The organism is Streptomyces rectiverticillatus (genome assembly GCF_013394065.1).
Taxonomy (GTDB): domain Bacteria; phylum Actinomycetota; class Actinomycetes; order Streptomycetales; family Streptomycetaceae; genus Streptomyces; species Streptomyces rectiverticillatus.
Genome location: NZ_CP040752.1, coordinates 7,366,591 through 7,391,332, shown reverse-complemented (window position 1 = coordinate 7,391,332; position 24,742 = coordinate 7,366,591). Strand labels below are relative to the sequence as shown.

The window sequence follows — 24,742 nt, the reverse complement described above, 5'->3', positions numbered from 1 at the left end:
CCACCGGAGATCGTAAAGGCCTCGCCCTGCGCATCGGGCGCCCGGGTGTCAGGTGACGGAGCCGGCGCGGGTCCCGCGCAGGCTCGGTCCCGGTGCCCAGCCCCCGCTGGTCGCCTCCATCAGCGCCACCGCGCTGATCACGAACACGCCCGCCTCCGCCGCGCGGCGGCGCGATGCCGGTACCTCGCCGGGTCGTGAGCGTGCGCGACGACTAGCGCCCACGGCCGCGTGCGCGGGCGTGCACCGGCGCCACGGCCGTGGGCGCGTCCGGCGTCGGCAGCGGACGATCGAATTCCGACCCGTCCTCGATCAGCGCCTGGCCGCCAGGCCGCCAAACCGTTCACCGGGAGGCGCCGGGCCCCACAGTCGGCAGGTATCGCGGTGCTCGCCAGGCCTTCAGGCGGTGTTCCACCGCGGCTCCCAGCGACAGCAGCTTGGTGTCCTGGTGATCACCGGCCATCAGGAGCAGGCCGACAGGGAGCTCGCCCACGAACCCTGCGGGCACCGACAGCGACGGGTACCCGGCGACGGCCGCGGGGGTGGAGGAGGGGATCACGTCGTTGTCGCCGCGCCCGCAGTCGGTCGTCCAGGCGGGTGGGTTCGTCGGCGCGGCGATGGCGTCCAGTCGGTGGGCGGACATGGTCTCGTCCAGGGAACGCCGGGAAAGGTCCTTGAGTTCGGCTCGCATGGCCCGGTACCCCGGGTCGGTGGTAGGAGGCGCGGCGAGGGCCTGCTCGAAGAGCTCCTGACCGGCGAAGCAGGTCCGCTCCGCGGGGTGGGTGCGGTTGAACTCGATCAGCTCGGCGAGGTTGCGAGGCCCGTCGCGGGTGGCGAGGTAGGCGTCGATGTCCCGGTGGAACTCGCTCAGCAGCGCCGGGAACTCAAGTTGGGCGAGTCGCTCCTGATACGGGGGTGTCACCTGGACGACCTCGGCTCCCGCGCTGCGGAGTTTCTCCGCCGTACGGCTCATCACGGCGTCCACCTGCGGCCCGAGCGAGGGCAGCCGCCACAGGCCGATCCGTTTGCCGCGCAGGCTGCCGGAGCCCGGGTGCGCCGGCTCGTCCGGGACGGGAAGGCCGCTGAGCGCGTCGGGCACGCCGCGGGCGCCGGGGCGCGAGGTGCCGTCGCCACGGAGCACCGACAGGGTGAGCGCTGCATCGATGACGTTGCGCGCCATGGGCCCCGCGGTGTCCTGCTCGGCGGAGATCGGCACCACGCCGGCCTGGCTGACGAGCCCGAGGCTGGGCTTGTGGCCGACGATCCCGTTCATGCCGGCCGGGCACACGATGGAGCCGTCCGTCTCGGTGCCGATCGCCACCTGCGCCAACGACGCGGCGAGCGCGGCCGCCGAACCGGAGGACGACCCGCACGGATTCCTGTCCAGCACGTAGGGATTGCTGGTCTGCCCGCCGACCGCCGACCAGCCCGATGTCGGCTTCGTGGCACGGAAGTTCGCCCACTCGGACAGGTTGGTCTTGCCGAGGATCACGGCCCCCGCGTCGCGCAGCCGCGTCACCAGGGCCGCGTCCGTGCGGGGCGGGCTCCCGGCCAGCGCCGACGACCCGGCCGTCGTGGGCATGTCGCGGGTGTTCACGTTGTCCTTGAGCAGGACGGGAATGCCGTCGAGCGGGCCCCGGACGCCGCCGTTCCGACGTCTGACGTCACTGGCGGCCGCCTGGCGCAGGGCTGTCGGGTCGGTGCGCAGCACCGCATTGATCTTGGGATCGATGGTCTCGATCCGCCGCAGGTAGGCGGCGGTCAGGGCCGCCGAAGTCAGCGATCCGTCCGCCATCCGAGCCTGCAGCTCCGGGATCGTCACCGTCTCCAGATCGACCCCCGGCCCCGGCGGGTGCGCTCCGGTCGGCGATGTCGGACCGCCGGCGCCGGATTCGGCGGCTCGCGCGTCTGGAACCGGTACGCCGGGTACACCTGGTACGCCTGGTAAACCTGGCAAGCCTGCGAAAAGGGACCCCATAGCCACGACGGCAATCAGCGTGGCAACGCTTCTCTGCCTCATGAACCTCAGCCGACTACACGCGGACGGTCCGGCGCAAGAGCGCTGCGTGCGCGGCCTCGTCGGCGCGGCTGCAAACTGGGCCTTGCAACTGCCGCAGCGGCAACTTCTACGGTCTTGACCAGGGCCGGAGAAGCCGGCCCGGTGGAGCAACCGTGAGGGAGAAGCGGCAATGGCCTGGCCGATTGCGGAGGTCGCCCGGATGTCGGGCGTGACCGCCCGGACGCTGCGGCATTACGACGAGATCGGCCTGCTCCCGCCCGCCCGGATCGGCGCCAACGGCCACCGCTACTACGAGGAGCGTCAGCTGTTGCGGCTCCAGCAGATCCTCGTGTTGCGGGCGTTGGGCCTGGGGCTGGTCGAGATCGGCCGGGTACTGGCCGATCAGGTCGACGAACTGGAGGCCCTGCGCGGCCACCGCCGTCGGCTGCTCGCCGAGCGCGACCGGCTCGACGCCCTGGTCGGCACCGTCTCCCGCACGATCTCCGAACTGGAGCAGTCACTGGAGCAGTCCAGGAAGGACGGCAGTCCCATGATCAGCATCAATCGGCCGGAGAATCTGTTCGCAGGCGTCCGGCCCGCCCAGTACGAAGAGACCCTGCGTGACTACCCGGAGCTGGCCGCGGACATCGAGCGCGTCACCTCGGGGTTGAGCCGGGACGAGGCCGAGGCGGGGCAGCGTTCGCGCACCGCGCAGATGATCCGGCTGGCCGAGCTGCTGGCTGCAGGTACGCACCCCGGCGCCGAAGCCGTGCAGGCCGAGATCGACGGCCAGTACCGTGCGCTTGCCGAGCTCCGGGCGGTCTCGGCGGAGGAATTCCGGGCGATCGGGCGTTCCTGCGTGGAGAAGGAGCCGTGGCGCGCGGCGTACGAGGCGATCGCGCCGGGCCTGGCGGCGTACCAGCGGGACGCCGTCGAGGTCTACGCCACGACCCGTCTGTGCTGACCCGGGCAAGGGCCGCCGCCACGGGCGCGTGCCCGTGGCGGCGGCCCTTGCCCGGGTCAGACGGGTTCGGGCCGGGCTGGTCCAGGTCGGACCGCTCCCGGTCAAACCAGGTCAGCCACGCGCCCAGCCTCAGCCAGGACGCATGACGACCACGCCACGCTCACCCCCGCCGGGGCGGGGTGGGGCGGCTCCGGATCGACGAGCCGCCCGGCCTCCGCCGCCGGCTACCGGGCCCGCTGCTCGTACCCCACGAGCCGGACGCAGACGGCGAGGCCTGCGATCTCCTACTCCAGGGGTGCGTGGCGCCTGCCGGGGTGAGCACGATGCCCGCCTCGGCGGCACGGCGTACGAAGTCCTTGGCGCAGCCGTCCCGTACTTCGAGGGTCACGAAGTAGCCGCCCTTGGGCGAGGGGTGTTGGGGCCGACCTTGCCGTCCGCACTGATCTTCTTCGCCGACTGGAAGCACTTGACCGCCGCCTCGGTGGCGGCCCCGAAGCTGCCGTCCACACCCGACAGCGGCCCCTTCCAGTCGAGTCAGAGAACTCTCCGACTGTTGGCAGGTCCAACCCGGCCTGTCACCCCGGCGGGGACGGATACGACCGGAAACAGACACGGCAGTGACGCGAACGCGACCCTGCAGTGCCCAAGGACATCGCTGACCAGCGTCGGCGTCTTCTTCGCAACGCCCCCTCACTTTTGAACGCGTTCAATTTCCGGTACGGTCATTCCTACGCACCGAAGGGGAGAATCCGGATGAAGATCGTGATACCCGGTGGCACCGGGCAAGTGGGGATGATCCTGAACCGCGCGATGAGCGCCGCCGGGCACGAGGTCACGGTGCTGAGCAGACAGCCCGCGCGGCCGGGTGAAGTCCCCTGGGACGGGAAGACACCGGGGCCCTGGGCCGACGTGATCGACGGCAGTGATGCTGTGATCAACCTTGCCGGGCGCAGCGTGAGCTGCCGCTATACCAGCGCCCACCTGCAGGCCATGATGGATTCGCGCGTGCACTCCACGCGGGCCGTGGGCGAAGCAATCGCCGCCGCGGCCAAACCTCCCCGCGTGTGGCTGCAGATGAGTACTGCCACGATCTACGCCCACCGCTTCGATGCGCCCAACGACGAGCAGACCGGCATGCTCGGCGGGGCCGAACCCGGCGTTCCCGGCTACTGGGCCTACAGCGTCGACATCGCCAGATCCTGGGAGCGGGAACAGGCAGAGGCCGGCACCCCGCACACCCGTAAAGTCGCCCTGCGCTCTGCAATGGTGATGAGCCCCGACCGGGGCGGCGTCTTCGACGTCCTGCTGCGGCTGGCCCGGCTCGGCCTCGGCGGCCCCGTGGCGGGCGGCGCACAGTACGTGTCCTGGATTCACGACCGCGACTTCGTCCGCGCGGTCGAGTTCCTGATCGACCGGGACGATGTCGCCGGGCCCGTCAACCTCGCCGCCCCCGCCCCTCTGCCGCAACGCATGCTCATGCACGCCTTGCGTACGGCATGGGGTGTTCCGGTGGGCTTGCCCGCGACCAAATGGATGGCCGAGCTCGGGGCCCTCCTACTCCGCTCGGATACCGAACTGCTCTTGAAGAGCCGACGTGTGGTCCCCGGCCGCCTGCTCGATGCGGGCTTCGTATTCCAGCATCCCCACTGGCCGGGAGCCGCCGACGACCTCGTGCGGCGCGTACGAGGCCGAGGGAAGTCGAACCGGCCTCAACGTAGAGCGGCGTAGCACGGCAGCGGGTGGTATCGGCCTCGTCTTCCCCGCGGGCGCGGGAGGCGATCACCAACCGCGTACGCGGGGGGGGAGCGAGTTCCGCCTCTCAATTCCCGTCGTCCCCAGAAGTACTGGAGTCGGATTCGAAGAGCCGGTGGACGGCTGTGGGGATGCCGCTCGGAGCTTGCGGTTCAGGTCGGGTGTAGCGGTCGGCCCGGTGGTAGTAGTCGAAGCAGCCCCGGACGAACTTCTGGTAGGCCGCGGCGCAGGTGAGGACGTCTGTGCGCGTCGTCCCGGTGGCGGAGGCCGCATCGAGCTGTTCGGGGAGTTCCCGGGCAGCGGTGAGCATGTGTTCGGAGCATTCGGCCAGCATGCCGGCGACGCAGTCCGCAGCCTCGCGGGGAGCGTAGCCTTCGTGCCGTTCGAGGAGCACTACCGCGTTGTGGAAGACGCCTGCGGAGCGGTCCTTGGCCACTGACCACAGGTCGTTGTTGAGGCCGGTGTACTCCGCGGCCGCCCGCTTCAGGTCCTGGAGAGCGGGAAGGTGGCGCAGCTCCTCAGGAAGGTCGAGGCTTGCGCCGAGTTCGGCGAGCGTGAGGAACATGTGAGCGCCCACACCCCGTGCACGCCGGTAGCGGTAGGCGTCGAGGGGAGGGTATCGGTCTGCTGCACGGTCGACGGCGTCCTCGTAGTAGGTCCACAACCATTCCTCCGTGTCCTTGCGGAACTCCTTGCACCAGGCTGCTGACCTGTCGGCCAGCATGCGTCGCCAGATGTCCGCGAAGGCCCGGGTGGCCGGGCTCCCGCCCGCCCCGCCGTCCAGTACACGTACCAGGGAGGCGAGTGCTCCTGCACAGCGGTCGGGGTCGCGGCCGTCGGGGCCGTCGTCGAGGTCGTCGTCCATGATGAACGTCCAGTACAGCCACTGGGTGAGCCGGACGAGGTCTTCCCGGCCGGCGTCGGGGTAGGCCAGGGCGCCGGTGTCGGTGATCCGGGCTCGGCGCAGATTGCGCTGGGAGACGGGTGACCGGCAGATCTCGAAGCGGGCGAGCCAGGAGTGCACGGCCGTGTGGGCGTGGAGGGCGAAGGGGTTCGGGTCGGACGGTGGGATGGGCATCCGGGGGGCCGGGGCGCCGGATCCGGGGCGGGCGGCCTGTGCCCCCTCGTTCACCGGGCGATGCGATGTGCCCGTTTCCGCGCGCATGGGTGTCAGCCTGCCTCTCGTCGTCGGGACGGAGCTGTGGTGGCGGGCCCCAGCGCGGCCAGGGCGGCCGAGGGCGTACGGCCACGTGGGCGCGACCGGGCGGTGAGGGCCGCCAGGGCGTGGATGCTGGGAAGCGAGGGGAAGTCGTAGGGGATGGGGCGCGGGCCCACTTGGTCGGCCGGCCCGTGGAAGCCGCCACCGGGCCGCTGGGCCGCGATCAGCCAGCGCGTTCCTGTGTGCGCCAGGTCCCGGTGTTCCATGCGATGCATGGCGGCGACGGCGTGAGCGGTGCTCGTGGCATCGCTCACGCCTCCCGGACGCTGGGCCCAGCCGCCGTCCTTGTTCTGGGTCTCCCGCAGCCGGGTGGCCGCGCGTTCCAGGGACCGCGCGATACGTTTCGCCAGACTCTGGGAGAGAACAGAGGGCAGGCACGACAGCGCATGGACCGCCCGCCCGATGACGCTGGACTCGCTCATCGTCCAGCTCCGCGGCCAGGTGCCGTCGTCGCACTGCTGGTCGAGCAGGAAGACCACCGCGTTGTGCAGGACGGGGTCCGGTTGCCGACTGCCTGGAGCCAGTGCGAGCAGCCCCGCCGCGGTCATCTCCGCTTCGGGCGGTTCGCCCTTCCGGTAGGTCGGCAGGCCGCCGGCGGGGTCGGCGAGCGAGCGCAGGAGGTGTTCGGCCCGGCCGATCGCGCCGCGGTAGCGGACGTGGTCGAGAGCGCGAAGGAACTGTACGCAGACAGCGGTGCTGTCGACGTCGATCTGCCGGACGCGCGAGGCGTAGGCCCAGCCTCCCGCCGGGTTCTGTCCGGACGCGACGTAGTCGCCGATGCGCAGCATCAGGTGGCGCCGGGCGCCGGCGCGCACGAGCGCCAGGCCCGCCTTGGCGGTGAGGAAGAGGTTGTGGCTCTCCACGAACGGGATCCCGCCGTCCGGGTTCTGCCGGGCTGCCAGCACGCCCAATCCGGACGACACCGCAGGCGCGCCCGGGTCGATGGCGTGCACTGCGTGGAGGGCGAGCAGGTGTGCCAGGAGATTGCCCTCCCAGACCTCTCGGGCGCTGCCCCGCTGCAGTAGCCGCAGCAGTTCCTCGGCATCCCCCGCCGCCGTGGACAGAGGCAGCCCGGTTCCCCGGCTGTGCAGCACACGCACAGCGAGGAGGACGAGCCGGGTCCAGGCCGCGCTCTCACCGGCGTCCGGCAGCTCGAGCCCGGCCAGGCGCCGGTCGTAGGGCAGCACCCCGCACACGGCGAACAGCGTGGTGAGCAACGCCTTCTTGCGCGCCCCGGTGAAGTGGTCGAATCCGCTCAGATACGAGGCCGCCAGGAACCGGTCACCTGCCCGGCTCTCCCCCAGGGCGGCCCGTGCGAGCAACGCCTGCCACTCCTGGTTGCTCCGCGACCGACCGAGATAGGCGGCCACCCGGGTGCCCGCCAGGGCGCCCCACGGGGACGCCTCCGCCCGGCGCAGCAGAGCCAGGAAGAGTGACGACTCCACTGCCCTGCTGCCGCACCGGTCCGTCAAGGACCCGAGTGCGTCGACATGTAAGGACAGGTACCTGGTCAGCCGGCGACGACAGTCGCCGACCAGGGGTGGCAGTGGCGGGTCATGCGGATCATGCAGAGCGCGAATTGTCACCCTTGCCTCCGTGTGGACGAACGAACCCTTCGTCTCCGCGGACAGAGAAGGCACCACTGCCGCAGCGCGGGGACATACGACGACCCGTGGCGGGGAGAAGCGCGTCCCGCCGGTGAGCAACACCGGACATCAGGCAGGGAACACCGGACTCCAGATGGTGAACTCCGGGGCAACGACTCTCAAACCCTTGCGCCCGGACCTCCCACTTCACTCGCCTGCGACGCGTCTGACAACCTCCCGGCAGGAGGCGCGGGGAGGGCCACGGCGCATACGAGGTGAGAGCGCCGGAGCGTGGGTTCCCACCCTCCGGCACGCCCGTTTACCCCACGGTGCGCAACCCCTGGGGAACGAACGCTCTCTCCCGCCCTCGACAGCACGTCGGGCTGTTCGAGTCGGCCCTTACAAGATCCGGCCCCGGGCTGGCGGGGCCGGACCGTGCAATCCCACTCGCAGGCGCCCACCCCCGCGGGGCGCCTCGGCGGGGCCGCTCGCGCGGAGCCGTCGTGTCCGACGGGCGGCAGGCACCGGACAGGCCGGCTGCGGGCGGCGGGAATCAGCCTGGGCGGCCGATCGTGGGGAAACCTGCAGCAGAACTGAAATGCGCTGGTCCCGGCCCGTGGCGCCGTGTCAGCCTGGGCTGAACGGGGCGTCCGTGGAAGGGGAGTTCATGGAGTTCGCTCTGCTCGGCAGCGTCGAGGCACGGGTCGGAGGCCGGCCGGTCGGCCTGGGGCACCGCCGCCAGCAGTGCGTGCTCGCGGCACTGCTCGTCGACGCCAACCGGCTCGTCACCGTCGGCCGGCTCATCGACCGCGTCTGGGCCGAACACCCCCCGCAGCGCGCCCGCGACACCCTCTACGGCTACCTCTCCCGCCTCCGGCGCGCGCTGGCCGTCAGCGACAGTGCGAGGATTCTCCGGCGTTCCGGCGGGTACACGCTCGCCGTCCCGGCCCCGGCCGTGGACGTCCACCGCTTTCGTGAGCTGGCCGCGCAGGCGCGTGACGCCGGGCAGGACGACCGCGCGGCACGTCTGTTCGGGCAGGCGCTCGACCTGTGGCGCGGGGCGGCCTTCGCCGGCCTGGACACGCCCTGGATCAGCGGGGTCCGGGAGGCGCTCGCGCGGGAGCGGTCGGCGGCTCAGGCCGGGTACGACGAGGCCCGGCTCCGTCTGGGGCAGCACGCAGAGCTGCTCGCAGGGCTGACCGAGCCCGGGCGCATCCTCTCGACGAGTGCGTGACCGGACGGCTCATGCTCGCCCTCTACCGGTGCGGTCGTCCGGCCGAGGCGCTCGACCACTACCGGCGCACACGGTTACGCCTGGTGGAGGACCTCGGTTGCGAGCCCGGCCCTGCGCTGCAACGGCTGCACCGGCGCATGCTGGCCTCCGACCCGGAGTTGCTGGCCACCGCCCCGGAGCCGGCGGCTGCAGCGCGACCACCACAGCGGCAGGCACCGGCCGCTCCGGTGACGGCCGCGACGGCCGCGACAGCGGAGCGCCCGCCGCGGAACGAGGCGACGCCGGCAGCAACGGCGGCTGGCCCGCCTCACCGGCCGGGCCGCCGTGGCCGCCGACCTGTTCGCCGCCTCCGCCCACGTCCTCACACTGCTGGGTCGCCTGGACGAGGCCGAGGCCCACGCCGAGGACGCGCGGGACCTGTCGGCGGCCTGCGCAGCGCCCGCCCTGCGCGACCGGGCCGAGGAACATCTGCGCCGCTCCGCGGACGCCCGGCGCCGGGACTGATGCCGTGAAACGCGCCGGCGGGCCGACCGGCAGCGGTGCGAGAAACTGCGGTTCAGAGGCGTTGATTCCTGCGCTTTAGGATCGCGCGCGTGACAGAGATCGACTACGGGCAATTCCACGAGTGGCTGCAGCAGGCACGCAGTGCGGCCCCTGATGCGCGGTGGGAGCTGCTGCGCAGGTTCCAGGAGGGCTGGGGTTACGAACCCACCGGTGGCGAGCGGTGGGAGCGGGAGGAACCCGATGCCCACAAGACGTACGTGTCCGGGCTGAAGGCCGGTGCCGGTGCCGGTTCCTCCGACGCCCCGGTGGACGACGAGCCTGACGACGTCGACCCCTCGCTCGCGATACCCGCCGCGCTGGACGAGTGGTGGGAACTGCCGTTCAACTCCTTCGCGGACCGCTGGCGCCTGTACTGGACCAACCCGGTGTGGCCGCCCACCGTTCGCCCGGACCCCACCGGCTACGGCGTCGCCGGCGGCCTGCCACCGGAGAACCCCTTCACCGGCCCGTCCGAGGACCTGCGGGTCTGCGTGTTCATGGCCGAGGACCAGTACTGCAACGAGTGGGGCTACCCGGCGGCCCGCAGCCACCTCGCCGATCCGCCGGTGCTCGTCTCCGCCCTGGACGACGACGAGCAAGAGGCATGGGTGCTGCAGAGCCGCTCGGTCTCGGAGTTCTTCCTCCTGCTGGCCGTCACGCGCTTGCCCGCCCACTACGGCTGGACCGTCCAGGAAGGCAGCACCGGCCCGGAGGTCCTGGCCCGGCTGCGGGAGAAGCTGCGCCCGATGGGGCTGCTGCCGTGGCGTGAGCTGGGGGCTCGTACCGAATTCTTCGGCGGCCCGGACGTCATCGTGGCCCACGACACCGGATACAGCGACTTCGAGCTCGTCGCGTACGGACGCACCGGCCACGCGCTGGAACGCCTGGCCGAGACACTCGGCGTGGACTGGTCGGAATCGATCTGCGAGCCGAGAAGCCACCACAAGGAAGAGTGACAGCCCCAACACGCCACGGCACTCACTTCGCGCACAAGGCCGTGGTGAACACCTTCAGCGCGGCCGTGTCGGCCTTCTCCGGCATGGTGAGGCTGGTGTTGACGGCGAGGGTGATCTGCCGCTTGCCGTCGGCCGATGTGAAGCTGAAGGTGCCGTAGCCGGGAACGCTGCCGGTGTGGCCCCATACGGGCTGCTCGCCGGGACAGTAGGCGGCCCGGCTCTCCAGGCCCAGGCCGTACATCCGCTCGGGTCCGCGATCGGTCTTCCGGAACGTCCGCATCTCCTGCCACAGGTGGGACGGCAGCAGCTTGCCACCGTCGAGTGCGCGGTAGAAGCGGTTCAGGTCGGCGGTGGTGGAGACGATGTTGCCGGGACCCCAGAAAGCCGTGGGGCTGAAGTCGGTGAAGTCAGTGAAGCCGGTGAAGTCGAAGTCGGCCGGTGCGGTTTCTCCGGGCAGCCGCTCGTAACCGTTCAGGTGGCGGCCCGCCAGACGCGGCGAGGCGGGGACGGTGGTGTCGGTGAGGTGGAGGGGGCGCACGATGCGGCGGCCGATCTCCTGGTCGAGCGTGCGGCCGGTGGCCTTCTCGATCAGCATGGCGAGGAGGACGTAGTTGGTGTTGGAGTAGGCCCACTTCCCCGGCTGGCCGGGGTTGAACGGGCGCGGCTCCTTCAGCGCGAGCTCGACGAGCTCCCGGGGCGTGTGGCGGGAGTGCTGGAGCTTGCGTATGGGATCGTCGCCGCGCCGGAGGACGTCGGTGTAGTTGGGGATCCCGCTGGTGTGGCCGAGCAGTTGGCGTACGGTGACGGGCGTGCCGTCGTCCCCGTCGGGGACGAGGCCGGGCAGGTGACGTCCGATGGGCTCGTCCAGGCCGAGCCGGCCCTCGTCGGCGAGTTGCAGCACGACCGTGGCGACGAAGGTCTTGGTCACGCTGCCGGCCCGGAACCGGTCCCCGGGCTTCGCCGGCCGTCCGTCCCGCAGGTCGGCGGCCCCGCTGCCCACCCGCCAGACGCGGTCGCCCTCGCGCACCTCGGCGATCGCGCCGGGCACTCCCTCGGCAACGATGCCGTCCAGGGCCCGCTGCAGCGCGGCGCCCTTGCCCTCACCGGCCGGCGTCGCGGCTCCGCGTGCGGTCTCCCGGTCCGTCCCGCGCTCACCGGCGGGCGCGGCGGCGGCCGGGACCGCCGCGGAGACGAGGGCGGTTGCGGCGAGCAGGGCGGAGATTGCGGCTGTCGGGCGGCGCATGGTCGGGGGTCCCTTCCGTCGGGTTCAGGTGGTGATGCCCTCACCGTATGGAGCCCCGCCCATGCCCGTGATCATGATCAAGAATGATCATGGAGTTCCCTCCCCCTACAGGTCCCCCCGACGCTGGGTCAGGGTCCGGCGCGGCCCGCCTCAGGGTTGTGGCCGCGGATGCGCCCGCACGCCGGCTTGGCGCGGGAGACGACGCTTCCTCCTGGGTATCCCCTCTGCAGGAGTGACCGGCGATCCTGGAGGGAGACGTCACGTCATGACGGGACATCAGGGCCATGACCGGCCCGGCACCGCATCGATCTCGTACCTCAGACGAAGATTCCTCACGCTGACGGCCGCCGCGACCGTGCTGGCGTTCTCCGTCGAGCCCGGCCGCGCAAGAGCCGAGGAGCTCGGCGATCGCGTCCTCGGCGACGATCCGTTCACCCTCGGCGTCGCCTCGGGCGACCCCCTGCCGGACGCGGTGGTGCTGTGGACGCGGCTGGCTCCGCGCCCGTGGGAGCCGGACAGCGGGCTGCCTGCCACGGGGGCGATACCTGTGAGCTGGGAAGTCGCGGAGGACGAACGGTTCTCGCGCGTCGTACGCCGGGGCCGGGCCGCCGCCGACGCCGAGTTCGGGTACAGCGTGCACGCCGACGCCCGAGGGCTCAAGGCAGGGCGCACCTACTGGTACCGCTTCCGGGCCGGCTCCTGGGTGAGCCGCGCCGGCCGGACCCGTACCGCTCCCGCCGCCGGAAGCTCTCCCGCGCAGCTGCGCCTGGGCGTGGCCTCGTGCCAGCAGTACGACGAGGGCTACTACACCGCGCTGTCGCACCTGGCCCGCGAGGACCTCGACGTCGTCTTCTTCCTCGGCGACTACATCTACGAGAACGCCATCGACGCCCGGGCCGGGGACCGGCAGCTCCCGGAGGGCAGCCGGCTGCCCGACGTCTTCGCGCACGAGACCGTCACGCTGGCGGACTACCGCCTGCGCTACGCCCTGGGCAAGTCCGACCCCGACCTGCAGGCCGCGCACGCCGCCCATCCCTGGTGCGTCACCTGGGACGACCACGAGGTGGAGAACAACTACGCGGCGCACGTGTCGCAGGACAACGACCCCACCGATGCGTTCCTGCTGCGCCGGGCCGCGGCCTACCGTGCGTACTGGGAGAACATGCCCCTGCGCATCCCGCACCCCACGGGACCGGACATGCGGCTCTTCCGCCGCCTCCGCTACGGCAGGCTCGCGCAGTTCGACATCCTGGACACGCGGCAGTACCGCTCCGACCAGGCCTACGGGGACGGCTGGAAGCAGCCCGGCCCCGATTCCGAAGACCCCTCCCGCACCCTCCTCGGCCCCGCACAGGAAACGTGGCTCTCCAACGGATTCCGCAGTTCGTCGGCCACCTGGAACGTCCTCCCCCAGCAGGTCGCCTTCTCCCGGCGCCGGCTGAGCCCTCAGAACTCCCCCTTGTCCATGGACGCCTGGGACGGCTATCCGGCGGCCCGCAAGCGGCTCCTCGAGGCCGCGCGCACCGCGCGGATCAACAACCTCATGGTGCTCTCCGGTGACTCCCACATCCACCTCGCCATGGACATCAAGGAGGACTTCGACGACCCCTCCTCCCCCACGCGTGGCGTGGAGATCCTCGGCACGTCCGTATCCAGCGGAGCCGACGGAGTCGAAAGACCCGAGGACTGGGAGAGCCTCCTCGCCGCCAACCCGCACATGGCGTACTACGCCAAACGCCGCGGCTACGTCGTCATCACGCTCACTCCGTCGCAGGCCCGCGTCGACTACCGCACCCTTCCCTACGTCACCCGCCCGGGCGCTCCCGTCTCCACCGCCACCAGCTTGATCTGTCGAGCGGACCGCCCCGGGTTCGAACGGCCGTCTCCGTAACGGCGATGCCGTGTCGCGAATGCGGAGCCTTCTGCCCGTGCGGGGCTGTGTACCGGGCGGGGGCATGATCAGGGTGATTCCGTGCGCACGAGACACCGGGCGACGCCGCGGGCGATCGACCCGGCGTGGTTCAGCCCTCGCCGGCGAGCGGGCGCCGGGTCCTGGTGGGCAATGATGTCGGCTCCCTCGGCGAGCTGGAGATGGTTCAGCAGTCGTGCACTGCTCGACGGTCCCCTTCCGATCACCTCAATTACGGGCCCGAGCCCGGGCCCGGCCGGTGGACGACGGGGATGGCGTTGCCCGGCTCGTCCAGCCCAGGGTCGTAGGGGCGCATCGTCCGGCCAGCCGTCAAGTGGGCCTCGCACCGCGAAATTCGCGTGCTCGCGGGTGGGCCGGTCTGCACACTGACCGCATGGATTCCGTGCGGATCAGGCCGATGCGACCGGAGAATCTCCGCTCCGCGGAACGCGCGTCGGCGGTGACGTTCCTCGAGGCGGACCGGCAGAGCAGGAGAGTCGGCGAACCGGAGGCCGAGCCCCGCTCGGCGACGGACTCGGAGCAGTGGATCGACCGGATGGGCCACTTCCTCACCGAGGACCCCGGAGGCTGCCGGGTGGCCGTGGACGAAGGCAAGTCCAGCATTGTCGGCTTCGCGATCTCGCAGAATCGCGGCCGGTTCTGGTACCTCGCCACCTACGGTGTCCTGCCCGACCGGCAGGGCACGGGCATCGGCAGACGCCTGATGGACGCGGTCCTGGCGCATGCCGACGGCCGCCGGGGCATGGCCCCGACCACTTCAACTGCATCACCACCGCCAACGAGTGGGCGGTGGACGTCGGCCTGGCAGCCCGCCTCGACATCGGCCAGGAGGGCTACCTGGCCGTGCGCGGCATGACGCCGCCGGCACCGTATCTGGCCAGCGGGCATTTCCTGTGAGCGCGCAACAATGTGCGGCCGGCGGGATCGAGCATCCGTGGCAGGCCCAACGACTTGTCGGATGCGCCGGGCCTTTTGAGGGCGTCAGGCGCCGGTGTCCGCGCCGGGGGCGTCGTCCAGCAAGTGGGGGCCGTTGTTGCGGACGTCGTTGACCGCGGTCGATACCGGGCGGGCACCGAGGTCGCCGCCCGCGGGAGTGGTCAGGAGTGCGCGGAGCTCTTCGGGGTCCTGGTGGGCGGGGTCGAGCCAGGTGTCGTAGTCGGCCGGGGCGATGGCCAATGGCATGCGGGGATGGATGCGGCCGGCGGTGTCGGTGGCTTCGGTGGTGATGATGCTGCAGGTGGTCCACCACTCCGCCGGGCCGTCGTCTCCGGTCGCCGGGTCGCGCCAGAACTCGTACAACCCCGCCAGCCCCATCACCTGACCGTCCGCGGGGCTGATGAAGTACGGCTGCTTGTAGGCCTTCGCGGTGGGGGTCGCGGCGACGGCTTCCCATTCGTAGAAGCCGTCGGCCGGGAGCAGGCAGCGGTGCTTGGCGAAGGCGCGGCGGAAGGCAGGCTTCTCGTGCACCGTCTCCACCCTGGCGTTGATCATCTTCGCGCCGGTGCTCAGACTCTTCGCCCAGGACGGCACCAGGCCCCACCGCAGCGCCCGCAGTTGCCGCTCGATCGCACCGCTGTCACGGTCGGCGCGCTCCAGCACGGCCCATACGTCGTCGGTCGGGGCGACGTTCCAGCTCGGTTCCACGAGTGGTTCCGGGTCCCACTGGGTGACGGAGAACAGTCCGGCGAGATCCTGCGGACTGCGGGTGGAGACGTAACGGCCGCACATGCCTGATCCTCGCCGGACCTCTCGTCAGACCCGGTCGCCGGTCAGGTGCAGCGGTTTACGCGGGGCCGGTGGCCGGCCGTCCACGGCCGTGCCGGGGACGTCGTCCTCGCGCTCGGCCGCGTACCAGCCCAGGCTGCGCATGATCGCCTTGGGCATCGTCGGCGGCAGGGCGCGGTCGACGGCCGGCCAGGCCTCCTCGAGAAGGGCCCGGGCATGGGCGCGGGCGGCGTCCACCGCGCCGCACTCGGTGAGGACGGCGGCGACGCCTTCCGCCGTCTGCGCAGTGGCGCGGCCGCCGCGCACGGCCTCCCACACGGCGCGCAGACGGCCGGGGGGCAGCAGGGGAACGGCGTGGGCGAGCGGCACCGTGACCTTGCCGTTGAGCAGGTCCTCGGCCACGCGCTTGGCCGCGCGGCGGCGTCCGCCGTGCCTGACGGTGCCGATGCCGCGCAGGTCCGCGACGTCGTCGCTGATCTGGTAGGCCACGCCGAGGGCCTCGAAGTACGCGCCGACGGCGGCGGTCTCCGCCTCCCCCGCGCCGGTCAGCAGGGCGCTGACCTCGGCGAACATCCGTACCGGCAGGCCGGACTTCAGCCGGTGGGTGGAGTGCAGCCGCTGCAGCAGCACCGAGGCGTCGCCGGTGGCCACGGCGGTGTCCATGGCCTGCTCGTGGCCGGCGATGTCGAGGGCCTGTCCGGCGTGGCCCGCGCGCAGGGCGCGCACATAGGCCCGGTGCACCCGCAGGCGCAGCACGGGGTCGTCGGGCAGGACGTCGTCCGCCACCCGGTCGAAGACGAAGTAGGCGGCCGTACCCGCGTTGATGGCGGTCGGTGTGCCGAAGACCTCGTGGACGGTGGGGCCGCCGCGTCTCATCGGGGAGGCGTCCTCCACGTCGTCGACGATCAGGGACCCGGTGTGCAGCAGCTCGGTGATGGCCATCAGGGGCCGGTAGCGCTCCACAGCCTCGCTGAAGAGGGCCATGACGCAGGCGGAGGCGAAGGAGCGCCATGACTTCCCGCCCAGATCCGCGAGGTGGCGTACGGGCAGGACGAGCCCGTCGTGCACCTCTCCGGACGAAGCCTCGTCGAGGGGGGCATGACCTTCGAGGCCGGCCAGAGCGCCCAGCACCCGGGGGTCGGCGGTGTCGGGGTAGAACCGGCGCACTTCCTCCCTCGTGAGCCGGCCGATGCGGCGCATGAAGTCTTCGAAGTCACCGATAGTGTTGGGCGGAACGAACTCCACGCGCGCGTGCCCGCCGACGGGCCGTCCGCCCATCGTGCCTTCCACCCGGCACCGGCCGTGCCAGAAGGCGCGGCCCAGGGACATGGACGAGATCTCTTGCGCGTACGGGGACGCGGTGAGCCGCACGTCGAGGCCTGCTTCGGGGATCCGCAACCGGGTGGCGACGGGGTAGCAGTTCATGGTGACCGAGGAGTCCCAGCGGCGCGTTGTCCACAGCTCCGCCGTCGCCTGCCGGCCGTGTCCGTCGGGACCGGAGACGGCGCACACCGTGTGCTGTGCCTGCGTCGTGTGGGTGGCCATGGGCCGATCGGGCAGTTCCTGGAAAGCCGGCGCGTCGTCCAGCACGTCCAGCACGTCCAGCACATCCGGCACGTCCGGCACGTCCGGCACGTCCGGCACGTCCATCAGATCCGGCAGATCCTCCGGGTCCAGCAGATACGGCTCGGTCTCGGTGGTCTCCTCGACGAGGCTGGTGCGCAGGAGCACCACGTCCCAGCCGTTGTCCAGCTGCACCTGAACCCGCATCCAGGCGGTCTCCGCGCCGCCGGGGCGGTGCGCGCCTTCCGGACAGGTGCCGTAGGAGTGCTCCAGCCATGCCTCTCCCGTGACACGCACCGGATCGCGGCCGGCGACGGACACGGTGCCTCCGGCCGTCATGCGCGGCAGGCACGACGAGGACAGGGCCCCGGGGGGTTCCGTTTCGTCGCCCTCGCACAGCAGCAGGGGCGACTTGCCCGGGCTGAGGGTCAGTGCGAAGCCCCCGGCCTCGCCGGTCACGGTCAGGCCGTACGAACCGTCCGGGTGCCGGATGAGGGTGGCGGCGCCGCCGAAGTCCAGGTCCAGCCGATGCGCGGCAAGACGTACGGGCGCGTGCAGCAGCCGGTCGGGCAGGAGCGGCCTGCCGCCTGCCAGGGCGTCGAGGACGGCCCGGCGCACGTGGGGGTCCCATGCCGAGGTGTCCTCGAAGGCGGAGCGCGCCTCGGCGAGGGCTCCCTCGTCCAGCCAGGACTCGGTGGTGCGGCAGCCGGTGGCGTGATCGGTGTGCGACCAGATGACGGTGTGGCCGGCGGGCCGGTCCGCTCCCCCGCCGGGCCGGGCGGTTCCGGCCTCTCCCCCGGCTCCCGGCCGCCTGCACAGGAACTGCACGGACAGGCTGTGCTCTTCGCCTTCGGCCGTCCGTACCGAGGCGTTGACGGACCACCGCTCGACGGGACGGTCCGGGTGGGGCAGGTCCTCGCGTACGGACTCGCCGGAGTCGGCGGCGGCGGCCGCCGACGAGGACGGCGGTGCCTGTGTGGCGTGCTGGTTCACGGGTGTCCCAAGGGGAGTCCTGCGGTGCGGTTTGCGTACCGGCCGTAATCGCCCAACCGCACGAGCGTCAACACGGTTACCTGCGACCACCCGTATGGATCGCCCGTTGCAGGCGATCCGTGCTCTGTCGGGTGCATTCGGGTGAGCGCGGGCGTGCCGCCCGCAGGGGTGCCCGGCCGCCGCCGTATACCCGGGACACGACCGATGGGAACGGTGGACGAAGATGATGACGCGGTGGGTGGTCTCCCGTCCCTGGCGGGTACTGGCCGGGGCGGGCCTGCTGGGCGCGGTGCTGGGGATGTGGCTGCTGGGAGCCCGCCCTCAGTTCAGCGGCGGCGGCTACCTCGCCACCGGGACCGAGGCCGCTCGCGCCGACGCCGTCATGGCCGATCGCTTCCACGCAGGCCTGCCGGACCTGGTGCTGCGCGCGGACGCCCGCTCCCCCGCCGGTTCGGAGGACGTCTCCCGCGCGGGCCTGGACCTCACCGTCAGGCTCTCCCGGCAGCCGGGCGTCGAGCGCGTCTACTCGTACTGGAACACGGGCACCCCCGAGCTGCTGAGCAAGAACGGGCGCAGCGCCCTCGTCGTGGCCGACCTGGCGGGAGACGACGCGGGTACGGCGCGGGCCGCCGCACGGCTGGTGCCGCGCTTCACCGGAGTCCACGGTCCGCTGCGGGTGTCGGCCACCGGCACCTCCTACGTCTCGGCGCAGGCCACCGAGGTCAGCGGGCAGGAGCTGCTGCGGGCCGAGCTGCTCGGCGTGCCGCTGACCGCGCTGGCGCTGCTGCTGGCCTTCGGTTCCCCGGTCGCGGCCCTGCTGCCGGTGCTGACCGGGCTGTTCGCGGTGCTGGGCGCCTATGCACTGGTGTGTGCGCTGGCCGACGTGATGCCCGTGTCCGCGCTCGCCACGAACGTCTCAACGGCGCTCGGCTTCGGCGTGACCGTCGACTACGGGTTGCTCCTCGTCAGCCGCTACCGCCAGGAACTCGCCGCTGCGAAAGGCGGCGGCCACGATGTCCACGGCAGCCCCGACACCCGGGGCGCGACGCTGCGCACCATGCGCACCGCCGGGCGCACCGTGTTCTTCTCCAGCGGCACGATCGCGCTCTGCATGACCCCCATGCTGCTGTTCCCCCTGCCGTTCCTGCGGTCTCTGGCCTGCGCGGGCATCGCGGTCGTGCTGTGCTGCGGGCTCGCCACGGCGTTCGTTCTGCCGGCGCTGCTGGTTCTGCTCGGCCGCTGGATCGACCGCGGCGACCCGCTGGCCCGGTGGCGCCGGCCACGTTCCGTGGAGAGCCCGCTGTGGCGGCGCGTCGCCCGTGCCGCCACCGGCCGGCCCGTCCTGGCCGGCGGCTGCTGCGTGCTGCTGCTCGCCGCGTCGGCGCTGCCGTTCGCCCACGTCCGCTTCGGCGTCACCGACTACCGGGTGCTGCCGGCCGAGCTGGAGTCCCACGCCGTCGCCGCGGGCATCGAGCGTGACTTCTCCCTCCCGTGGGACCGCGCCGTCACCGTCGTGTTGCCGGCCACGGATGCTGTCGAGCAGGAGGCGGAGGTGACCGCCTACGCCCGGCAGTTGTCCGAACGGCCCGACGTCGCGAGCGTGGTGACGGGCCTCGGGACGTACGCACACGGACGCCAGGTGGCCGGGCCGACGCCCGGATCGCTGCTGCAGATCACCACGGGCGGCACCTGGCTCGCGGTGACGGGATCCGGTCCGCCCGCGAGCGACCCGGACCTCGTACGGACCCTGCGCGCGCTGCCCTCCCCCGGCCCGCACCTGGTCACCGGCTGCCCGGCGCTCGTGCTGGACACCAAGACGGCCCTCGCGCACGTCCTGCCCTTCATCGGGGCGCTGTTGATCGGCTGCGTGCTGGTCCTGCTCTTCCTGTTCACCGGTTCGCTGCTCATCCCGCTCAAGGCCGTGGTACTGGCCGCGCTGAGCATGTGCGCCGGCTTCGGGGCCATGGTCCACATCTTCCAGGACGGCCATCTGCGCGGCCTCCTCGGGTCGTTCGCCGTGACCGGCGAGCTGGAGACGGCCATGCCGGTGGTGATGTTCTGCTTCGCCTTCGGGGTCTCGGTGGACTACGAGCTTTTTCTCATCGCCCGCATCCAGGAGGAGCACCGGGCCGGCGCCGACTGCCGCACCGCCGTCGTCAACGGCATCGCCCGCACCGGCCGGGTGATCACCACGGCGTCGCTGCTCGTCGCCATCGCCGTGCTGCCGCTGCTGACCTCGCACGTGGTGCTGCTGAAGATGTTCGGATGCGGCATCGCCCTCGCCGTGCTCATGGACGCCACCGTCGTGCGCGGCGTCCTCGTGCCCGCCTTCATGCGGCTTGCCGGGCACGCCAACTGGTGGGCGCCTGCGCCGCTGCGGCGTCTCCACCGGCGCCTCGGGCTCCACACCGCCTTCGTGCCGCCGGCACCCGCGGGTGCCGTGCCGGCCCAGCAGAAACAGACCGTGAGGAAGAAGATCCGCACATGACCACCACGCGTCGTCCGCGCCGCACCCGTCGTCCGCACGGTCCGTATCGTCCGCGTCGTCCGCGTCGTCCGCGTACCGCGACGATCCACGCGGCTCTGAGCGCCCTGCTGCTCGGCGCCCTCTGCACGACAGCGGGCCCCGGGACCACGCCGGCTGCAGCGGCCGCGACCGGGGCGGCGCCGGCCGGGACCGCCTTGGCCGGGACCGCTCTGTCCTGCTCCCTGCAGACCGCCCCCGGCGACCCCCTCGTCTTCCGCCCGCCCGTCACCGGCCGCGTGCAACGGGTGTCGGCCACGGGCACGGTCCTGCTCGACCGCTGCACCTCCGCGGACGGCAGCCAGTACGGGATCCGGTCCGGACGGATGGTCCTGCGCGGCTCGGCGACGGCCAACTGCCTCACCGCAGCCCGTCCCGAGGGATCCGCCGTCGTCACCTGGTACCACGGCTGGGCACAGCGCGGCCGGACCGCCGGGACCTCCCGCCTCAGGCCGTCCCCGCGCGGCGGTGGCGGCTACACCCCGGCGGACACCTTCCTCAGCGGCGACGTGGTCTCGGGGCGGATGGCGTACCGCCACGTACGCGGCCGGGCGGTGCCCACCACCGACGTGACCGGCTGCGCGGCCCGCGGCCTGCGGACGGTCGCGGGGCGGGGCAACATCTCCTTCTCGTGACTCCGGGGCGCGGCGGGCCCCGGGAAGGCGTCACGGGAGCCGGCCGTCACGTCCCGGCCGACCGGTACGCCTACCCGCTGACGGAACCCCCCGGGCGTGCGTACGCCAGTGCTGTCAGGGCGGTTGGTCGGTGCCGAGGCAGCGGTCCCGGAGTCTGCGTTCACCCGGCGCCCTCACCGGTTTCGCCGGCTGCTGGAGCGCGGCCGCAGGAGTGCCGCGGCCAGCACGGCCGGGGTGGTGAGCAGCAGGGTGAGGGTCACCAGCGACAGGCCCCCGAGCTGCTTCTCGGTCGCTGACGGGAGGACCTTCCGGTAGGAGGGGCAGCGGTTCCTGGAGCCGCACAGATCGGTGGGCGGTTTCGGTACAGGCACCGTGTTCGGCGGGGCGGGAGGCGAAGCAGGGCGAGGCGGCGTCCTCACGACCGGGGCGGGGCCCGGCGGGAGTTGAGGGGGCGCTGGGGCTGCGGGCGCCGGGGCAGGGGGAGGCGCCGGGGCCGGGGGTGCTTGCGGTGCAGCCGGTGGGGGCACGGGAGCAGGAGCGGGTGGGGCGGGTGCAGGTGGCGCCGGGGCAGGTGGGGCGGGCGCGGGCGGGGCAGGAGCCGGGGGTGCGGGGGCGGGGGGCGCAGGAGGGGCCGGAGGGGCCGCAGCCGGTGGAGCCGGCGCCTCCGCCCCGGGCGGTGCAGGAGGAGGAGCACCCGGGCCGGGGGCAGGAGGCTCGGGCGCGGGCGGCGCAGGGGCAGGAGGGGCGGGCGCAGGCGGGGCCGGCGGAGCAGGAGCCGGCGCTCCCGGCCCGGGCGGGGCGGGAGCCGGAGCACCGGGACCAGGGGCGGGAGGTGCCGGGGCAGGAGGCGCCGGAGCCGGCGGAGCAGGCGCGGGCGGCGCAGGGGCCGGCGGGGCGGGCGCAGGTGGGGCGGGCGCGGGCGGGGCCGGAGCCGTGGGTGCGGGGGCCGGTGGCGCCGGGGCGGGCGGCCGGGCGTTGCGGCACTTCAGCCACACTTCTGCGTCCACGGTGAGCACGCGCGCAGTGACGTCCAGGCACCCTTGGCCGTTGTCGGTCACTTCCGCTCGGGCGTTGCCGCCCAGCGCGTCCACGGCGACGTGTGACGGCGGATGCGGCGGCAGCAGGCTCGGCAGGCGGTGCAGGACGGCGTTCACCGACGTGTTGCCCGTCGCGACACTCGCCCCGGCGTCGTCGGCCGCGGCCTCGCCCGTCATCGCCAGCGCAGCAGCCGTGGCCAGCATCACCGCATACCGTGTTCTCCGCCGCCCCGTCACGCGGAACAGCCTGCACGCCTCCGGTGCCTCCAACTCTCGTTCCCAGAAGATTCCTCCGATGGGCGGAAAATTACCTCAGCACATCACGACGAGCGCACGCCGCGGGGACGGCCTGCATCCGGATACCCGGTGAACGGATATTGACGGATATTGATTGGGCGTTCCACGGACCCGGCCCGCAGAATGCACCCATGAACGACCGGCTCGACGACATCCCCGACCTCCCCGACACCCCCATCACGACCCCGGCGACGGACTGGACGACACCACCCGTCACCACGCCCATCACCGCGGATCTCCTGCGCGGCGCCCTGGACCTGGAGCACACCGAACACGGGGTACTGCCGCACCGGCTGCCGGCCCGGGCCCGGGCCCAGTGCGCCGACGGGCAGCTGGCCATGGCGGAGGCCCAGCCCTCCGGCGTACGGCTGGCGTTCCGCACGCGGGCCGGTGTCATCGAGCTGGACGCCCTCCGCACCAAGAACGTCTACCAGGGCGCCCCGCCCCGCCCCGACGGCGTCTACGACCTGCGCGTCGACGGCCGCCTGGCCGGGCGGGCGAGCGTGACCGGCGGCAACGTCCTGTTGGTGGACATGACCACCGGATCAGCGGAGACCCGTCCCGGCCCGGTCGGCACCGTCCGGTTCTCCGGCCTGCCCGACCGCGTCAAGGACGTCGAGATCTGGCTGCCGCACAACGAGATCACCCAGCTGGTCGCCCTGCGCACCGACGCTCCCGTCGATCCCCTGCCCGACGGGGATCGCAAGAAGTGGATGCATCACGGCAGTTCGATCAGTCACGGCTCCGACGCCGCGAGCCCCAGCACGACCTGGCCCGCGCTGGCCGGCTCCCTCGGTGGCGTGGAACTGACCAATCTGGGGCTGGGCGGCAGCGCGCTGCTCGACCCGTTCACCGCCCGCGCCCTGCGCGACACCCCCGCGGACCTGATCAGCATCAAGATCGGCATCAATCTCGTCAACACCGACCTGATGCGCCTGCGCGCCTTCAGCCCCGCGGTGCACGGCTTCCTCGACACCGTCCGCGAGGGCCACGCCACCACGCCACTCCTGGTCGTCTCCCCCATCCTGTGCCCCATCCACGAGGACACCCCCGGCCCCAGCGCCCCGGACTTCAGCGGCCTCAGCGAGGGGAGGCTGCGGTTCCGGGCCGCGGGCGACCCCGCGGAACGGGCCGCCGGGAAGCTGACCCTCAACGTCATCCGGGACGAACTGGCCCGCCTGGTGGAGCAGCGGTCGGCCGACGACCCGAACCTGTACTACCTCGACGGCCGCGAGCTCTACGGGGAGGCGGACTTCGCCGAACTGCCGCTGCCCGACCAGCTCCACCCGGACGCCGCGGCACACCGTCGCATCGGTGAGCGCTTCGCCGCCCTGGCCTTCGGCTCCGGCGGCCCGTTCGCCGCCACGCGCGTCTGAAACACCCGTTCAACGCCCGGCTTGGTCCGCCGGGCGGATGCGCATGGCGGTCGGCGAGCCGTCGCCGAGGTAGTCCGCGACGCAGCCGGGCCGGCCGGGCCGGGCCGCCGCCACGAGGCCCAGGCAGGCACCCAGCGCCCGCTGCCCGAAGGCGTTGGGGTGCAGGGATTCCTCCAGCGTCCCCTGGGTGTCGGCGTAGTCGAGGAAGCGGAACCACTCGTGCTTACGGGCGTCGGGTCCGGTGGCTCCCACCTGGGTGGTTCCGAGGGCGCAGACCTCGTGTCCCGCCATCGTGTCCTTGAGGTCGAGGAAGTCCGCGCCCCGGGACGCGGCGACGTCACGGATCATGGCGGACAGCTGGGGGACGAGGGTGTAGCGGGCCCAGGAGGCGTCCCGGTCGTTGACGGGACAGCCGTCCCTGCGCAGGCGGTTCGGGTCGCCTTCGCGCAGGCGGAACTCCTCGCCGCCGGGAAGGGGCGACGGGTACGACTGCAGGACGAGCCGGTAGTCGCCGTCGCCGTAACCGGCGGCCGCCATCGTGGCCCGGACGTCGTCCACGACCGCGGACACCTTCGCCCGGACGGCGGGCAGTTTACGGTCGACCTCCGCGGCCTGCTTCTTCCAGCACAGGCGGCTGAAAGCCCAGTCGTAGGCGCAGTCGCCGATGACGGTGCCGAAGCCGAGGTCGTTCCCGCCGACGGAGAGGGCCACGAGCGTGACCTTCTTGGTGCGGGCGATCTGCGCGAGCCGGTCGGCCTGCGGTGCCTCTCCGTTGAGGGACAGGCCGCCCCGGGCGGCGCTCAGGACGTGCTGCGTCTCGGCCCCGGAGCAGGCGAGGTTGATGCGTTCGGCCACGGGCAGGGGTGCGGTGAGGATCTCCGCGACGTCCGAGCGGTGGCAGCCGCGGAGCGCCCCTGTCGCGCCGTAGACGCGCCCGGGGTCGTACGCCGTACCGGTCCAGGCCCGGTCGGTGCCGTTGCGGCCCTTGTCGTAGCGGTCGGTGTTGCCGAGCCAGCGGCCGCCCTCACCGGAGATGAAGCTGTCCCCGAGCGCGACCGCCACGGACGGGCCGGCCGGCGGGGCCGAAGCCGGACCCGGAGCCGGACCGGGAGCCGCGGCCTGTACGGGCGCGGCGCTCGCGAGTGCCGCCAAGGTACTGAGGACCGCAC

General features: G+C 72.5%; 19 protein-coding genes and 1 pseudogene. 10 read left to right on the top strand and 10 right to left on the bottom strand.

What is annotated here, in order from left to right; all coding sequences use genetic code 11:
• Positions 1-340: 340 nt before the first annotated feature.
• A complete protein-coding gene (locus tag FGW37_RS32015) occupies positions 341-2,017 on the bottom strand; it encodes an amidase (protein ID WP_179084273.1) in 1,677 nt (558 codons plus the stop codon).
• 169 nt (positions 2,018-2,186) lie between these two features.
• On the opposite strand from FGW37_RS32015, the gene FGW37_RS32010 reads away from it, so the two are divergent.
• On the top strand, positions 2,187-2,960 hold the full coding sequence (locus FGW37_RS32010; RefSeq protein WP_179084272.1) for a MerR family transcriptional regulator: 774 nt from the start codon (positions 2,187-2,189) through the stop codon (positions 2,958-2,960).
• 160 nt (positions 2,961-3,120) lie between these two features.
• Here the strand turns inward: FGW37_RS32010 and FGW37_RS32005 are convergent, their stop codons facing one another.
• A complete protein-coding gene (locus FGW37_RS32005; RefSeq protein WP_425506624.1) occupies positions 3,121-3,348 on the bottom strand; it encodes a hypothetical protein in 228 nt (75 codons plus the stop codon).
• A complete protein-coding gene (locus FGW37_RS32000) occupies positions 3,345-3,467 on the bottom strand; it encodes a peptidoglycan-binding domain-containing protein (RefSeq protein WP_246430676.1) in 123 nt (40 codons plus the stop codon). Before FGW37_RS32000 ends, FGW37_RS32005 begins: the two co-directional genes overlap by 4 nt.
• Before the next feature lie 246 nt (positions 3,468-3,713).
• Between FGW37_RS32000 and FGW37_RS31995 the strand changes: the two genes are divergently transcribed.
• Positions 3,714-4,688, top strand: coding sequence for a TIGR01777 family oxidoreductase (locus FGW37_RS31995; RefSeq protein WP_179085023.1), 975 nt, complete (start codon positions 3,714-3,716; stop codon positions 4,686-4,688).
• A 91-nt stretch (positions 4,689-4,779) separates the two neighbouring features.
• On the opposite strand, the gene FGW37_RS31990 is transcribed toward FGW37_RS31995, so the two are convergent.
• Together FGW37_RS31990 and FGW37_RS31985 are read right to left on the bottom strand one after the other, a co-directional pair.
• On the bottom strand, positions 4,780-5,844 hold the full coding sequence (locus FGW37_RS31990; protein ID WP_179084271.1) for a terpene synthase family protein: 1,065 nt from the start codon (positions 5,842-5,844) through the stop codon (positions 4,780-4,782).
• A 38-nt stretch (positions 5,845-5,882) separates the two neighbouring features.
• The gene (locus FGW37_RS31985) at positions 5,883-7,376 is read right to left on the bottom strand and encodes a prenyltransferase/squalene oxidase repeat-containing protein (protein ID WP_179084270.1); all 1,494 of its coding nucleotides are present in this window, start codon (positions 7,374-7,376) and stop codon (positions 5,883-5,885) included.
• A gap of 295 nt (positions 7,377-7,671) precedes the next feature.
• Here FGW37_RS31985 and FGW37_RS34290 point away from each other — a divergent pair.
• The 3 genes and pseudogenes from FGW37_RS34290 to FGW37_RS31970 form a co-directional block, all read left to right on the top strand.
• Positions 7,672-8,834, top strand: a pseudogene (locus tag FGW37_RS34290) (AfsR/SARP family transcriptional regulator); the annotation flags it as partial.
• A 241-nt stretch (positions 8,835-9,075) separates the two neighbouring features.
• Positions 9,076-9,255, top strand: a complete 180-nt coding sequence (locus tag FGW37_RS33675; RefSeq protein WP_179079121.1) for a hypothetical protein — start codon at positions 9,076-9,078, stop codon at positions 9,253-9,255.
• Between the two features lie 89 nt (positions 9,256-9,344).
• A complete protein-coding gene (locus FGW37_RS31970) occupies positions 9,345-10,250 on the top strand; it encodes a hypothetical protein (protein WP_179084269.1) in 906 nt (301 codons plus the stop codon).
• A 22-nt stretch (positions 10,251-10,272) separates the two neighbouring features.
• Here FGW37_RS31970 and FGW37_RS31965 read toward each other — a convergent pair whose 3' ends face one another.
• Entirely contained in the window at positions 10,273-11,493 is a 1,221-nt protein-coding gene (locus FGW37_RS31965; protein WP_179084268.1) for a serine hydrolase domain-containing protein, read from the bottom strand.
• Between the two features lie 265 nt (positions 11,494-11,758).
• Between FGW37_RS31965 and FGW37_RS31960 the strand changes: the two genes are divergently transcribed.
• Complete coding sequence (locus tag FGW37_RS31960) at positions 11,759-13,384, top strand: alkaline phosphatase D family protein (protein WP_179084267.1); 1,626 nt, start codon at positions 11,759-11,761, stop codon at positions 13,382-13,384.
• A gap of 436 nt (positions 13,385-13,820) precedes the next feature.
• Positions 13,821-14,279 (top strand): GNAT family N-acetyltransferase, encoded by a 459-nt coding sequence (locus tag FGW37_RS31955; protein ID WP_218650623.1) that lies wholly within the window; start codon positions 13,821-13,823, stop codon positions 14,277-14,279.
• 125 nt (positions 14,280-14,404) lie between these two features.
• Here the strand turns inward: FGW37_RS31955 and FGW37_RS31950 are convergent, their stop codons facing one another.
• Positions 14,405-15,151 carry an SOS response-associated peptidase gene (locus FGW37_RS31950; RefSeq protein ID WP_179084266.1) on the bottom strand — a complete coding sequence of 249 codons (747 nt, stop codon included), beginning with the start codon at positions 15,149-15,151 and terminating at the stop codon, positions 14,405-14,407.
• A 24-nt stretch (positions 15,152-15,175) separates the two neighbouring features.
• Entirely contained in the window at positions 15,176-17,704 is a 2,529-nt protein-coding gene (locus FGW37_RS31945; RefSeq protein ID WP_179084265.1) for a polyprenyl synthetase family protein, read from the bottom strand.
• A gap of 223 nt (positions 17,705-17,927) precedes the next feature.
• Here FGW37_RS31945 and FGW37_RS31940 point away from each other — a divergent pair, with 223 nt between their 5' ends.
• Together FGW37_RS31940 and FGW37_RS31935 are read left to right on the top strand one after the other, a co-directional pair.
• Positions 17,928-20,192 (top strand): MMPL family transporter, encoded by a 2,265-nt coding sequence (locus FGW37_RS31940; RefSeq protein ID WP_179084264.1) that lies wholly within the window; start codon positions 17,928-17,930, stop codon positions 20,190-20,192.
• Positions 20,189-20,863 (top strand): hypothetical protein, encoded by a 675-nt coding sequence (locus FGW37_RS31935; RefSeq protein ID WP_179084263.1) that lies wholly within the window; start codon positions 20,189-20,191, stop codon positions 20,861-20,863. The genes FGW37_RS31940 and FGW37_RS31935 overlap by 4 nt, the downstream gene beginning before the upstream one ends.
• 173 nt (positions 20,864-21,036) lie before the next feature.
• Here the strand turns inward: FGW37_RS31935 and FGW37_RS31930 are convergent, their stop codons facing one another.
• On the bottom strand, positions 21,037-21,234 hold the full coding sequence (locus tag FGW37_RS31930; protein ID WP_179079120.1) for a hypothetical protein: 198 nt from the start codon (positions 21,232-21,234) through the stop codon (positions 21,037-21,039).
• A 1,094-nt stretch (positions 21,235-22,328) separates the two neighbouring features.
• Between FGW37_RS31930 and FGW37_RS31925 the strand changes: the two genes are divergently transcribed.
• Entirely contained in the window at positions 22,329-23,573 is a 1,245-nt protein-coding gene (locus FGW37_RS31925; RefSeq protein ID WP_179084262.1) for an SGNH/GDSL hydrolase family protein, read from the top strand.
• A gap of 9 nt (positions 23,574-23,582) precedes the next feature.
• Here the strand turns inward: FGW37_RS31925 and FGW37_RS31920 are convergent, their stop codons facing one another.
• Entirely contained in the window at positions 23,583-24,725 is a 1,143-nt protein-coding gene (locus FGW37_RS31920) for a GDSL-type esterase/lipase family protein (RefSeq protein WP_179084261.1), read from the bottom strand.
• Between the last annotated feature and the right edge of the window lie 17 nt (positions 24,726-24,742).